Origin of the sequence: Haloferax namakaokahaiae (assembly GCF_042663225.1) — an archaeon.
Taxonomy (GTDB): Archaea; Halobacteriota; Halobacteria; order Halobacteriales; family Haloferacaceae; genus Haloferax; species Haloferax namakaokahaiae.
The window spans coordinates 1592636-1605003 of record NZ_JBHTAA010000005.1 but is presented as its reverse complement, the minus strand read 5'-3'; the positions used below and the strand labels follow the sequence as shown (position 1 = coordinate 1605003).

Genomic DNA, 12368 nt, shown 5'->3' with positions numbered 1-12368 from the left:
GAGATAAAACGAACTCTGATTAGCCGACGACCCAGACCACCGCGGCGATTGCGGTGCAGGCGACCGGCGGAATCGACAGGTTGTCGTCGATGACGTAGCTCGCCACGACGGGTTTCGCGCCGTCGGCGACTGTCGCACCGAGCGCACCCGCGAACGACGCAATTCCGCCGACGACCGCCCCGTAGACGGGGACGACGAAGATGGCGGCGAACGCGAAACAGACGGTGAACATCGCAACGAGCGTCTGCGGCGCTTTCGTCTCGCCCACCCGGTTCGACCCGAGCAATCCGCTAATCGGGTCGCCTATCGTGAGCATGAACATCCCCGGAATCGCAATCGCCGGGCCGAACACCAGCGCGACGAACGTCTGGCTGTAGACGTAGAGCGCGTAGCCCGCGACGTTGTCCTGTTCGTACTCGCGGGTGAGTTCGTCGTAGATGCGCCACTCGAGGTTCCCGAAGAGGCGGAGCACTTCGAGGACGGTGACGACGACCGAAATGCCGACGAACAGCAGGCCCAGTGTGGGCCAATCGACGAGTCCGAGGAGATACAGCAGTGGCATGCCGGACCCGCTGGCGTGGACCAGTCGCCGTTTCAGTTCGCTGCTCGTCGGACCCGACACGGTTTGACTTAGGCCTCGACGGCTTCGTACGCGTCCACGACTTCGTCGAACGCGGTCGTGCCTGCGCGCAGGCCGACGAGCGTCTCGACGAGCGAGTCTGCCGGAATCCGAACCTGTCGGCCGGTGTCGCGCTCACGAATCGTCACCGTGGTCGGGCCGTCGCCCTCGATGCCGTCGCGGTCGATGGTGACACAGAAGGGCGTGCCGACCTCGTCCTGTCTGCGGTAGCGACGACCGATACTGCCGGAGTCGTCGTAGACCACCGCGAAGCCTGCGGCGCGGAGTTCGGCCGCGATGTCGTCCGAGAGGTCCACGAGTTCGTCAACGTTGCTGACCAGCGGGAAGACGCCGACGTTCGTCGGCGCGACCGCGGGCGACAGCGAGAGGAACGAACGCGCTTCGCCATCGACTTCGTCGGTCTCGTAGGCGTGCGCGAGGAGCGTGTAGACCGTGCGGTCGATACCGAACGAGGGTTCGACCACGTGCGGGGTGACGTGCTCGCCCGCTTCGGTCTGGGTCTCGACCGAGAAGTTCGCAATGTCGGTCTCGACGGTGATGACCTCGCCATCGACTTCGACGGTCACCTCGTCGCTCTCGAACGCCTCGGGGTCGCTCGCCGCGAGCGCTTCGAGGGCGTCCGCGACGTCTGCGGCTTTCGCACCGAATTCCGGACCGAGTGTGGCCATGTCGGGGTCAACGACGGCGCGTTCGACCGTCTTCGGTTCGTCGTACTGCTGGAAGATGGTGAAGTCGTCGTCGGCGTGTTCACCGTGCTTGGACAGGTCGTAGTCGCCGCGGTAGGCGAAGCCAGCGATTTCTATCCAGTCGCCGTCGATTTCGCTCTCGGCGTCCCAACAGTCGGCGGCGTAGTGGGCGCGCTCGCCGGGGAGGTGCTGACGGAAGCGGAAGCGGTCCATATCGACGCCGACGTGCTCGTACCACTCCTGGGCGATACCGAGGTAGTAGCCGATCCAGCCGTTGGCGATGACGCCCTCTTCGACGGCCTCGCCGATGGTCGTCGTGACGTAGTCGCCGTCGTCCTTCTCTTGTTCGGTAATCGGGTAGAGCAAGACCTCTACGTCTTCGACCGACGAGAGGTCGGGTTCGTCGCGCTCGGGGTCCACGAACTGCTCTAACTCCGCCTGCGTGAACTCGCGGGTGCGGACGATGTTCTTGCGCGGGCTAATCTCGTTGCGGTAGGCGCTGCCAATCTGCGTCACGCCGAAGGGAAGACTGTTACGAGCGTAGGCCTTGATTCGCGGGAACTCCACGAAGATACCCTGTGCCGTCTCGGGGCGGAGATAGCCGGGCGTCGTCGAACCGGGACCGATGTTCGTCTCGAACATGAGGTTGAAGTCCGTGACTTCTTGGCCCGCTAACTCCGCACCGCACGACGGGCAGACGAGACCGAGTTCCGAAATCTTCTCGGCGGCCTCCTCGGGCGAGAGCGTCTCGGCGTCCTCGAGGTCCGAGTTGTCCTCGATGAGGTGGTCGGCGCGGTGGGACTCACCGCACTCCGCACACTCCACGAGCATGTCGTCGAAGCCGTCGAGGTGGCCGGAGGCTTCGAAGACCGGTTCCGGCATGATGGTCGGCGCTTCGATTTCGAGGTTGCCCTCTTGGACCGCGAATCGGTCGCGCCACGCCTCTTCGACGTTCGATTTTAGTGCCGCACCCTGCGGGCCGTAGGTGTAGAACCCGCCGACGCCGCCGTATGCTTCGGAGGAACCGAAGAAGAAACCACGGCGCTTGGCGAGTTCGGCGAGTGCGGCGGATTCGCTGCCTTCACTCATAGAGCGCCTCCAGGAGGTTGATGTCGCGGACGATGGCGATGAGTCGGTCGCCGGTCATGACCGGAATCTGCTCGATGTCCTCACGAATCATGATTCGGGCGGCCTCCTTGGCGCTCGCGCGCTTCGAGACGGTCACGAGGTCGTCGGTCATGAACTTCGAGACCGGTTCAGCGGGAATCTCGACGCTTCGGGTCGGGATGTAGCGGTTGCCGACCGCCTTGATGCCTTCCCACATCCACTTGTCGTCCTGATTCGCCACGGAGTCGCCCGTGCCCTCTTCGCCTTCGACGACGCGCGCGACGTCGATGATATCGACTTCGGTGACGATGCCTGCCATCGACGCCTCGTCGTCGAGGACGACCGCGTAGGGGACGTTCGCGTAGTAAATCTCCCGCTCGACGATGGGGAGCGGAACCTCGACGTACGTGGCGTTCACGTCGCGGGCGGCGAGGTCGGCGACGGGCGTCTCGCCGTCGATGTTGCCGCGAGCGATTGCGCGAATCACGTCGGTCACGGTGATGATACCGACGATTTCGTCGCCATCGACGACCGGGACGCGACGAGTCTCTTCGGAGACCATCATCGCGGCCGCCTCTTCGAGGCCGGTGTCGGCCGTCGTCGTCGGCACCTCGCGGACGAGGACGGCCAGTTGGTCTTCTTCGGGGTTCTTGATGAGGTCTTCTCGGGAGATGAGACCACGGTAGTTCGTGCCCTCGTCGGTCTCTTTTACGACCGGAACCGAGGAGAAGCCACGCTCTTGGAGGTACTCAAGAACGTCGTCGCGGGTGCCCGGCAGGGACACCGTCACGACCTCCTCACCGGGGGTCATCGCGTCGGCTACTTTCATACCCACGCTTTCAGTCCCACGCCTAATGTACTCTGCGAACACATCCAGCGTGACTTGACACGTTTCGATGCCGATTGCGTACCGTCGAACACGCACCGCTCATCGGTCGAGTCGTCGAAAAACCACGCGACACCGTGTTGTCGCTACGCTTCGTCGGTCTGTGCGTTCGAGTCGTCGAACTCGTCGGCGTTCGGTGCATACGACTTGATTGCCTCGACGTTCGGGAAGAACTTCTCTGGGTCGTCGTGTTCGACCACGCCGACGACCGTGCCGTCGAGTTTCTGGAGGAAGGTGTACATCAGCCCTTCGTCCATCGCGGTCATCGCGCACTCCAGGGCGTGACGCATCTCCCACGCACCGGCGACGAGAATCGCCGTCTGAATCTCCGGGGCGAACAGCGCCGTCACCATGTACACGAGACCGTTGTTCTCGGCGCGGTAGATTTCGTACTCCGAGAAAGACGCTTGCTCGAAGAGGTCGCTGACCTCCTGTGCTTTGTCGCCCGGGATGACGTAGGCGAGACCGAAGGCCTCGCTGTCTCCTTTCTGGCTCGACGGGCCGAACGGTCCGCTGTCACCCGCTGCAATCCGGACCGTCTCCCAGCCGTCGGCTTCGAGTTCGTCGGCCATCGCGGTCATGTCGTCGAGGGTCGCACCCCACGCTTCCCGCCGCTGGTCCGCATCAGCGGCGAGACGGTCCGCGTCAGATACGTCTTCGTCTCCAAGCTCGACCATACACCCGTTCGACGGTGGATATGGTAAAAGGCATCGAAGCACAGGGTTCGGGCTATCTCCGGCGTCACGGCCCGAGAACCGATATCGCTGGCCGTCAGTCGCCGATGGCAGTCAGTAGTTGATGCCGAGGGCGACTTCCATGAGGAACGAGGTCAGGAGGATTCCCACCGCTGCGAGGAACAACTTCGTCCCGTTCGACGGTCGCTCGTTCGGTCCCGGTCGGAGTCGCGGGGGGAGCACTCGGTCGAGCACCCCGCTGACGGCCTTTGCGATGCCTACCTGTTCGCCGTCACCCGTGAACAGTCCGCCGTCGTCCCCGTCTTTCCACGCGGCTTTCGGGCGGAGTTTGAGCGACGCGTAGCCGAGCATCGCAAACCCCAAGAAGAACATCAGCCACTTCGACCCGGGGAGACCGCCGCCAGCCGCGTAGCTCACGAGTGCAGTGAGCAGAAACACCACGCCGGTGAGGACGACGGCGTAGGCCACCGCGTCGATCGTCTTGACCGCGATTCGGCGTGGGTCGAATTCCATCTACTGTGTGAGCGCTTCGAAGGCGGTCGATGGCTCGTCGTATTTCGCGTCGTGACGGTGACAGAGGCTCAGGCGACCGTTCTCGCCGACCGTCAACTTCGACGGCTGTTCGCGGTCGCAGATGCTGCCGAACTCCTCTTTGAGGTAGGCCTGTGCGGTCTCCTCGTCGTCTTCTTCGGCGTACGACGCGGCTTCGTCGATGTGTCGCTGGACCGCCGCCGGAACGTCGAACTCGCCGAAGAGCTCGGCGACGACTTCGTCCATGCTCGTCTCCATCGTCTCGCGCCCGAGGAGTTTTCGAACCCGGTCGGACAGCGACGGTTCGGCGCGACTCCGCTCGCGGAGCACCTCACGGAACACTTCGATACGCTGCCAGAGGTCGTCGTCCAGCGTCTGGTACTGTTCTGGGCGAATCTTCACCGGACAGCGCGTCGAGAACGGACAGCCTGCCGGCGGGTCGCGCGGACTCGGCGGCGTGCCGCGGAGCGTAATCCGGTCGCGTACCTTGGTCGGGTCGGGTTCCGGAATCGCCGACAACAGCGCGTGCGTGTAGGGATTCGCCGGGTCCTGGAACATCTCGTCGGCCGGGCCGATTTCCATGATGTTGCCGAGGTACATCACGGCCACGCGGTCACAGATGTGTTTGACGACCGCGAGGTCGTGGGCGATAAAGAGGTACGTCAGGTCGAACTCGTTTTGCAGGTCTTCGAGGAGGTTCAGCACCTTCGCCTGCACGGACACGTCGAGCGCCGAGACCGGTTCGTCGAGGATGATGAACTCGGGTTCGAGCGCGAGCGCGCGGGCGATGCCGATACGCTGGCGCTGGCCGCCGGAGAACTGGTGCGGGTAGCGGTAGTAGTGTTCTTCTTGCAGACCCACCGTTTCGAGGAGTTCGCGGACGCGCTCGCGGCGTTCGGTCGGCGTCTTCCACTCGTGTACGTCGAGCGGTTCGCGGATTATCTCGCCGATGGTCATCCGCTGGTTGAGACTCGAATCGGGGTCTTGGAACACCATCTGCACGTCTCGGCGGAACTGCTTGAGGTCCGCGCCGGAGAGCGTCGTGATGTCCGTCCCGTTGAGTTTAATCTCGCCGTCGGTGGCCTCTTCGAGTCGCATCAGCGTGCGCCCGAGCGTCGATTTTCCACAGCCAGACTCGCCGACGAGACCGAGGGTCTCCCCTCGCTCGATGTCGAACGAGACACCGTCAACTGCTTTGACAGGCTGGCTGCTGAGGAGACCGCCGTCTTCGTAGTACGTCTTGAGGTCGTTTACTTCGAGGAGCGTCTCTTGACTGCTTCGTGCGGGGGCTTGTTCTTCGGTGGACGTTGTGCTGCTCATCGGTCATCACCTCCAGTGGTTTCGCGTTCGCGGTGGCGCGCGACTGCCTCCTCCGTCGGGAGTTCCTCGGGATAGAGCAGACACGACGCTCGGTGGTCAACGTCGCCTTCGTGAACGTCGATTGGGACCGGGTGAACGGTGTCACACGCGTCGAACGCTTTCGGACACCGCGGCGCGAACCGGCAGTACGTCGGCTTCTCGTTCGGCGTGGGAACGTCGCCTTCGATAGTCGCCAGTCGGTCGCCCTCTTCGAGTCCGTGTCCCGGAATCGAGTTGAGTAACCCCTGCGTGTAGGGGTGCTTGGGCGATTCGAACAGTTCGAGGACGGGAGCGCTCTCGACGATTTCGCCCGCGTACATCACGTTGACGCGGTCTGCAATCTCCGCGATGACGCCCATGTCGTGCGTGATGAACATAATGGCGAGGTCGCGCTCTTCTTGCAACTCTTCGAGGAGTTCCAGAATCTGTGCTTGAATCGTCACGTCGAGCGCCGTCGTCGGCTCGTCACAGATAAGCAGGTCGGGGTCGCAGGCGAGTGCCATTGCGATGACCGCGCGCTGGCGCATCCCACCAGAGAACTGGTGCGGGTACTCGCGGAGACGACGCTGTGCGTCCGGAATGCCGACGGCTTCGAGCAGGTTGATGGCCTCGCGGGTCGCCTTCCGCCCGGTCATACCGCGGTGGAGTCTGAGCGACTCTTTGATCTGGTTCCCGACCGTGTAGACGGGGTTCAGACTGGTCAGCGGGTCCTGGAAGACCATCGCGATTTCGCCGCCGCGGATGCCGCGCATCTGTCGCTTGCTCTTGTCGAGCAGGTTCTCGCCCTTGTACATCACTCGGCCGCCCTCGATGCGGCCGGGCGAGTCGATGAGGCGCATAATCGACCGGGCGGTCACGGACTTTCCGGACCCGGACTCCCCGACGATACCCACCGTCTCACCGGGGTAGATGTCGAACGAGACGTTATCGACGGCGCGGATGACCTCCTTGTCCGTGTAGAACGACGTCTGGAGGTTCTCGATGGACAGAATCGCTTCGTCTGTCTGTCGAAGTGCCGCTTCTTGACTGCTCATGCGCCACCACCTCCGGCGGCCGCACCTTCAGAGCCAGTGTCGGCTTGTGGGTCGATGGCGTCGCGGATACCGTCACCGAACGCGTTCAGCCCGGTCACGACGAGCGTGATGAGAAGTCCGGGAATCAGCGAGATGTGCCACGAGGGACTCGCAACGTACTGCTGACCGTTGGCGATGAGGCGTCCCCACTCGGGGGTCGGCGCGGTGATGCCGAGACCGAGATACGACAGCCCGGCGACGCTGATGATGATGCCACCGAGGCTGAGCGACGCGTAGATGAGCATGTAGCTGAACACGTAGGGAGCCATGTGCTTTTGCATGACCTGCCCCGGGGTCTGGCCGAAGGACTTCGCAGCGTCGATCCAGTCCTGTTCCGACACCTGGAACGCGGGACCACGGATGGACCGCCAGATGAACGGCCAGTAGACGAGGCTGAAGATGACGATGATGAGCACCGCCCCGTCGTACAGGTCTTTCAACCACGTCCCTTGGAAGATGACGAGCATCAAGATGAGGACCATGATGACCGGCAGCGCCTGAATCGAGTCACTCGTCAGGACGACTGCGAGGTCGGCGAGACCCTTGTAGTAGGCGGTGATCATCGCCAGCGCGAGACCGATGACGCCCGCAATACCGATAGAGAGGGTTGCGATGGTCAACGATATCCTCGCTCCGAACGCCACTTGGGTGAATAAGTCCTTCCCGTTCGTCGCGGTTCCGAACGGATGGTACCGTCCGAAGTCGTCGTACGAGAACGGACCGACGTTGTTGTCACCGGCACCCTTCGAACTGGAGTCGAGGTTCGCCTGACCGACCAGAATCGACTCGACAGACTGGGTGTCTTCGCTCCAGTAGTTTATCTCGTAATCGTACGGGAAGAGGATGTTCTGGTCCATCGTCGTCGGGCCGACGGTCGGTGCGAACACCGCGAGGACGACGAAGAGCACGACGACGACGAGACCGAACTTCCCCCACGAGTGGGTTCGGAATCGGTTGACGACGTCGTCCCGAGGCGTCCAATCGACACGGCGGTAGTGGCGACGGTAGCGGTTGTAACCGTTCCACAGCCAACCGAGGACGGCGAACGCGTACGCGTAGACGACGACGAGTCGGACGGCCCACGCCGCCGCCGGCGAGAGACCGAGGAACGTGCCGACGTACTCGCTGCCGTTCCAGTACCCTTGGTTCGGGATGACGTCACGCGAGAGGAGCGTCGGAATCGCGTCGAGCGATGCCTGCAGCGAGGCGACCGCCGCTGCGCCGGGGTCCCCCGGCAGCAGTCCGACGACGACACCGGCGATAGCGCCGATGACTTGCAGGATTGCACCGAGTTCGACGCCGACGAGGACCACACCGATTGCGGCCCAAATCAACGCGGGTTGGGGATTCTCAGCGACTCGTTGACGGAACGGAATTTCGGTTTCGGTTGTCTTGCTCACTGTGATTCACCCCTCGTACCCGACACGCGGGTCGATAACGGTGTACAGGAAGTCCTGCAGGATGTTCGTGCCCACCAAGATGAGGATAAATATGTACATCAGCGTCCCGATGAGCGGGAGGTCTCCGTTGATGGCGGCGTTGAAGAACAGCCACCCGAGACCGTTGATAGCGAAGACCGTCTCGACGAAGACCGAGCCGCCGAGGAGCAAGAACGCCTCACCCGTGATGATGGGGACCAGCGGGATGAGGGCGTTCCGGAAGATGTGTTTCCAGACGAGCGACCGTCCGGGGACACCCTTCGCGCGGGCGGTCTCGATGTAGTTCGAGTTGATGGTCTCGAGCACGGCGGTTCGGCCGATACGCATCTCGTTCCCCATCGACGCCGACCCGAGGACCAGCGCCGCAGGTGCGATCTGTTTCGTCGCCTTGACGAGCGATTCTAACCACCCGCTCGGGTCCCGCATGAACTGTTCGAGCGGGGATTGGAAGAAGCCGAGTGCGGGGGGCGTGACGACGTTCGTCCGAACGATCCACGTCTGCCACGTGAAGAAGCCACTCGTCCACTGCCCCGTCTGTGACAGGGCAGTTACGAGCATGATCGCCAACCAGAAGTTTGGCATTGCTCGCCAGACGATTCCGCCAAACGAAGCGAGGTAGTCAGACGGCGTGTTCGGGTTCAAACCGGCGTAGAAGCCGAGTGGAATCCCGACGAACAGCGCGATGACCACCGACCAGAAGCCGAGCCAAATCGTTCGCGGTGCGTACACGGCGATGAGTTCGTACGCGGTCGTCCCCGGCGCGATAACCCACGACTGACCGAGGTTGAACGTGAACAAGTCCCACATAAAGTCGAAGTACTGACTCCAGAGGGGCTGATTTAATCCTAAGTTCTGTCTGATTTGTTCGGCTGCCTGGGGATTGTATTGCGTCCCTAGAATCGCTGAAACAGGGTCCAGCGGACCCAGACGAATGAGTGCGAATGTAATCGTCGTCCCGAAGATGATGACCGGAATCGACATGAGTACCCGCCGGAGGAAATACTCCCATCGACTCATCGGTTCACCTCGCAGACCGTTCGAGCGGACATTACTGTAAGGGTTTAATGAGTGGTATGGATATGTCTTGCGCTTCTAATTCTTAATCTCGGTGTTTGACGTAATTGTTGCGACGAACTCCGAAGATAGCAGAGACTAACTGTACGCTTGTAAAAAACGTTTGACCGTTTGTAATTTTCTGGCGGTTCGGAGAGGTCCGATTACCGGTTGAGCTGAACCTTGTTCAGCTTCTGGCGGCTCGGGCCCATGCCACCGAACGGCTCGATTTCGACGGTGTCGTACCAGAAGGTCTCGTCCTTGCGGTTGTAGATGGGCAGCATCGCCACGTCTTCCCAGTTCGCCGTCTCGATTTCGACGTATGCCTCGTTACGAACTTCCGCAGCCTCTTCGGTCGGTGCCGGGTTGTTCTGGACGCGCGAGTAGGCGTCGGTCGCCTGCTGGTACGCGTCGCCGGTCTCCGGCAGCCAGTTGAGGTACGAGATTGGGTCGTTCGACGGCACTTCCGTTTGCGGCGGGTTGAGCAGCTGGAGGAAGTTGTCCGGTGCTGGCCAGTCAGCGATCCAGCCGAGCGTGTAGGCTTCGAGCTGACCGTTGCGGCCGCGCTCGAGCAGGGTCGAGAAGTCTGCCTTCTCGATCTGCATGTCCACGTGTGCGGATGCGAGCTGGTCGCGGAGGATGGTCGCCATCTCTTCCCACGTCGTGGAGTCGTACTGGGTCCACTGGACTTCGTACCGGTTGTCCGGACCGTAGCCTGCTTCTTCCATGACCTCGCGTGCGGCCTGGATGTTCGTCTCACCAGCGCCGTACGGGTAGTCGGCGTCGATCTTGTCTTGGGCTGCCTGCGCGCCACCTGGGTAGATGGTCGGCGGCGTGAAGATGTATGCCGGGGAACCGCGGCCCTTGAACACTTCGCTGACCATCTGGTCCTGGTTCATGACGTGCGCGAAGGCCTGACGGACGGGCTTCGGAACCTTCGACATGTTGAAGCCGACGTAGAAGATCGAGAGCGTCGGAACGCCCACGTAGTTGACGGTCTTGCCGTTACGGATTGGACCGTACTTGCCGATTTCACGACCGAACTCGTCCGTGTTCTCGACTTGAACCTTCGAGGGGTCGTACTGCGCGGTCGGCAGTCCGAAGTAGTCCGCGTTCTCGTTCATCGCGTAGTTGTACGCGGCGGTGTCGTCCTCGATGATCTGCCAGCGGACGTTGTCAACCTGCGCGACGTCGCCGTAGTAGTCGTCGTACTTGGTGACGGCCGCGGAGGTACCCTGCTCCCAGTAGTTGAACTCGAACGGGCCGGAGCCGATCGGGTTGTTGCTGGAGAACTCGGTGTACTCGACTTCGCCGTCGTAGCCTTCGACGTCGCCAACGATGCCTTCCGGCACTGCGGCGAACGAGGTGTAGGCGAACATCTCGAGCACGCTGTGGAACGGCTCGGCGAGCGTGACGACGAGCTCGGTGTCGCTCGCGGCTTCGAGGCCGAGCGAACCGGGCACGTAGTTACCGTCACCGTCGGTCTCGTGTGCGATGCCGACGGAGTCGAGGATGAAGTACGCACGACGGCTGTTCTCGGAAGCTGCGAGGCGCTCCCACGAGTAGACGAAGTCGGACGCGGTGACTGCGTCGCCGTTGTGGTAGGTTGCGTCTTCGAGCTGGAACGTGTACGTCGTGAAGTCGTCGGAGACCGTGTAGTCTGCGGCGAGTTCGTTCTCGACGGTCGGGAGTCCGTCCGGATAGGACATCAGACAGTCGAAGACCTGTTGAATGACGATACCGGAGGCAGTGTCGGTAGCCGCCACGGGGTCGAGCGTGGTGATGGTACCGGTACTGATGCGCTGGAAGACGCTTCCGGAGAGTTCGTTTCCGGACTGCTCTTCGGTCGTCTCCTCTTCCATCTCGGTGGTCGTTTCCTGTGCGCCACCGTCTTCGGTCGTCGTCTCTTCTTCTCCGTCTCCACCCGTACAACCGGCGAGGGCTGCAGCGGTCGCAACACCACCCGTCGCTTTCAGGAAGCGGCGGCGTGAGAGTTTGTTAGTGTCTGGCATTCGGACGTGTCTTTCCGTGCCGATTGGATAAACTTACCGTATTGTATTTGTTTGATATAGTGTAACGTGGAGGGGTAGTAGTCACCTGCCCAAACGGCGAATTCTGCCACCTCGCGTCCTGGTAGTATTGCTTTACATTTTAAACCAGTTTTCAAAACAACAGAATTAGCCACCGAAGCGCCTGTTTTGCCTGCCGTTTCGGGCAACTTATATAGGGGTGTCACAATGTATCATACATGACGCCGAATGCGACGGCTTCCGTCGATGACTCGAGCGCCGAGGTGATGTCCTCGGTGGACCGCACACAATCGGGTCAGCGACTTATTATCGCAGACATCTCCCGCGATGACGCGTGGGTCGCAGTGGACGTGGCCGATGCACTTGCCCTCGACGACTGGCAATAACTCCTCCACAGTCAATCCAGCGATACCTTCACATTTTAGTTCGGTTCGCTCGTGGTACGTTGCATGAACGCTCGAGCGGTATCGGTGAGCGAGGAGTTCCTCGCACGCCTCGAACACGGTGCGGACTGGCGCGAGGAGATCGAAGAGTTCTGCGCGCGCAAGGGAATCGAGTCCGCGTGGTTCAACGCGATGGGCGCGGTGCAGGACGCCGAAATCTGGTTCTACGACCAATCCGAACAGGAGTATCAAGCAGTCACGTTCGACGAACCGCTCGAAGTCGCCTCGTGCGTTGGCAACGTCTCGCTGCTCGACGGCGAACCCTTCGCGCACACGCACGCGGTTCTGTCCCGACGGAGCGGCCAGTCACTCGCCGGTCATCTCAACGCCGGGACGGTCTTCGCAGGCGAGGTGTATCTCCGCGCGTTCGACGAACCACTCGAACGCGAGCACGACGACGTGACCGACTTGGACCTCTGGTTGTAG

The 12368-nt window shown here is 61.9% G+C and carries 12 protein-coding genes; 2 read left to right on the top strand and 10 right to left on the bottom strand.

Annotated features, from left to right (window positions below; translation table 11 throughout):
- Window positions 1-19: 19 nt before the first annotated feature.
- The 10 genes from ACFQJC_RS16105 to ACFQJC_RS16060 all read right to left on the bottom strand — a co-directional run bounded on the left by ACFQJC_RS16105 (window position 20) and on the right by ACFQJC_RS16060 (window position 11481).
- Window positions 20-562 carry a dolichol kinase gene (locus tag ACFQJC_RS16105; protein ID WP_390225652.1) on the bottom strand — a complete coding sequence of 181 codons (543 nt, stop codon included), beginning with the start codon at window positions 560-562 and terminating at the stop codon, window positions 20-22.
- 68 nt (window positions 563-630) lie between these two features.
- Complete coding sequence (glyS, locus tag ACFQJC_RS16100; protein WP_390225266.1) at window positions 631-2415, bottom strand: glycine--tRNA ligase; 1785 nt, start codon at window positions 2413-2415, stop codon at window positions 631-633.
- Window positions 2408-3262, bottom strand: a complete 855-nt coding sequence (locus ACFQJC_RS16095; protein WP_390225264.1) for a CBS domain-containing protein — start codon at window positions 3260-3262, stop codon at window positions 2408-2410. The genes glyS and ACFQJC_RS16095 overlap by 8 nt, the downstream gene beginning before the upstream one ends.
- Window positions 3263-3405: 143 nt before the next feature.
- Window positions 3406-3996 carry a DUF7529 family protein gene (locus tag ACFQJC_RS16090; protein WP_390225262.1) on the bottom strand — a complete coding sequence of 197 codons (591 nt, stop codon included), beginning with the start codon at window positions 3994-3996 and terminating at the stop codon, window positions 3406-3408.
- 111 nt (window positions 3997-4107) lie between these two features.
- Window positions 4108-4527 carry a DUF7555 family protein gene (locus ACFQJC_RS16085; protein WP_390225260.1) on the bottom strand — a complete coding sequence of 140 codons (420 nt, stop codon included), beginning with the start codon at window positions 4525-4527 and terminating at the stop codon, window positions 4108-4110.
- A complete protein-coding gene (locus ACFQJC_RS16080) occupies window positions 4528-5865 on the bottom strand; it encodes an ABC transporter ATP-binding protein (RefSeq protein WP_390225258.1) in 1338 nt (445 codons plus the stop codon).
- Entirely contained in the window at window positions 5862-6938 is a 1077-nt protein-coding gene (locus tag ACFQJC_RS16075; RefSeq protein ID WP_390225256.1) for an ABC transporter ATP-binding protein, read from the bottom strand. Before ACFQJC_RS16075 ends, ACFQJC_RS16080 begins: the two co-directional genes overlap by 4 nt.
- The gene (locus ACFQJC_RS16070; protein ID WP_390225254.1) at window positions 6935-8377 is read right to left on the bottom strand and encodes an ABC transporter permease; all 1443 of its coding nucleotides are present in this window, start codon (window positions 8375-8377) and stop codon (window positions 6935-6937) included. The genes ACFQJC_RS16075 and ACFQJC_RS16070 overlap by 4 nt, the downstream gene beginning before the upstream one ends.
- Window positions 8378-8383: 6 nt before the next feature.
- Window positions 8384-9433 (bottom strand): ABC transporter permease, encoded by a 1050-nt coding sequence (locus tag ACFQJC_RS16065; RefSeq protein WP_390225252.1) that lies wholly within the window; start codon window positions 9431-9433, stop codon window positions 8384-8386.
- Between the two features lie 200 nt (window positions 9434-9633).
- Entirely contained in the window at window positions 9634-11481 is a 1848-nt protein-coding gene (locus ACFQJC_RS16060) for an ABC transporter substrate-binding protein (protein WP_390225250.1), read from the bottom strand.
- 236 nt (window positions 11482-11717) lie between these two features.
- On the opposite strand from ACFQJC_RS16060, the gene ACFQJC_RS16055 reads away from it, so the two are divergent.
- Both ACFQJC_RS16055 and ACFQJC_RS16050 read left to right on the top strand, forming a co-directional pair.
- The gene (locus ACFQJC_RS16055; protein WP_390225248.1) at window positions 11718-11885 is read left to right on the top strand and encodes a DUF7556 family protein; all 168 of its coding nucleotides are present in this window, start codon (window positions 11718-11720) and stop codon (window positions 11883-11885) included.
- A 63-nt stretch (window positions 11886-11948) separates the two neighbouring features.
- The gene (locus ACFQJC_RS16050; RefSeq protein ID WP_390225246.1) at window positions 11949-12368 is read left to right on the top strand and encodes a PPC domain-containing DNA-binding protein; all 420 of its coding nucleotides are present in this window, start codon (window positions 11949-11951) and stop codon (window positions 12366-12368) included.

Coding starts and splice junctions, on each gene's coding strand:
- ACFQJC_RS16065 (WP_390225252.1), bottom strand. CDS start 9,433: ATGAGTCGATGGGAGTATTTCCTCCGGCGGGTACTCATGTCGATTCCG.
- ACFQJC_RS16090 (WP_390225262.1), bottom strand. CDS start 3,996: ATGGTCGAGCTTGGAGACGAAGACGTATCTGACGCGGACCGTCTCGCC.
- ACFQJC_RS16050 (WP_390225246.1), top strand. CDS start 11,949: ATGAACGCTCGAGCGGTATCGGTGAGCGAGGAGTTCCTCGCACGCCTC.
- glyS (WP_390225266.1), bottom strand. CDS start 2,415: ATGAGTGAAGGCAGCGAATCCGCCGCACTCGCCGAACTCGCCAAGCGC.
- ACFQJC_RS16075 (WP_390225256.1), bottom strand. CDS start 6,938: ATGAGCAGTCAAGAAGCGGCACTTCGACAGACAGACGAAGCGATTCTG.
- ACFQJC_RS16055 (WP_390225248.1), top strand. CDS start 11,718: ATGACGCCGAATGCGACGGCTTCCGTCGATGACTCGAGCGCCGAGGTG.
- ACFQJC_RS16095 (WP_390225264.1), bottom strand. CDS start 3,262: ATGAAAGTAGCCGACGCGATGACCCCCGGTGAGGAGGTCGTGACGGTG.
- ACFQJC_RS16085 (WP_390225260.1), bottom strand. CDS start 4,527: ATGGAATTCGACCCACGCCGAATCGCGGTCAAGACGATCGACGCGGTG.
- ACFQJC_RS16105 (WP_390225652.1), bottom strand. CDS start 562: ATGCCACTGCTGTATCTCCTCGGACTCGTCGATTGGCCCACACTGGGC.
- ACFQJC_RS16060 (WP_390225250.1), bottom strand. CDS start 11,481: ATGCCAGACACTAACAAACTCTCACGCCGCCGCTTCCTGAAAGCGACG.
- ACFQJC_RS16080 (WP_390225258.1), bottom strand. CDS start 5,865: ATGAGCAGCACAACGTCCACCGAAGAACAAGCCCCCGCACGAAGCAGT.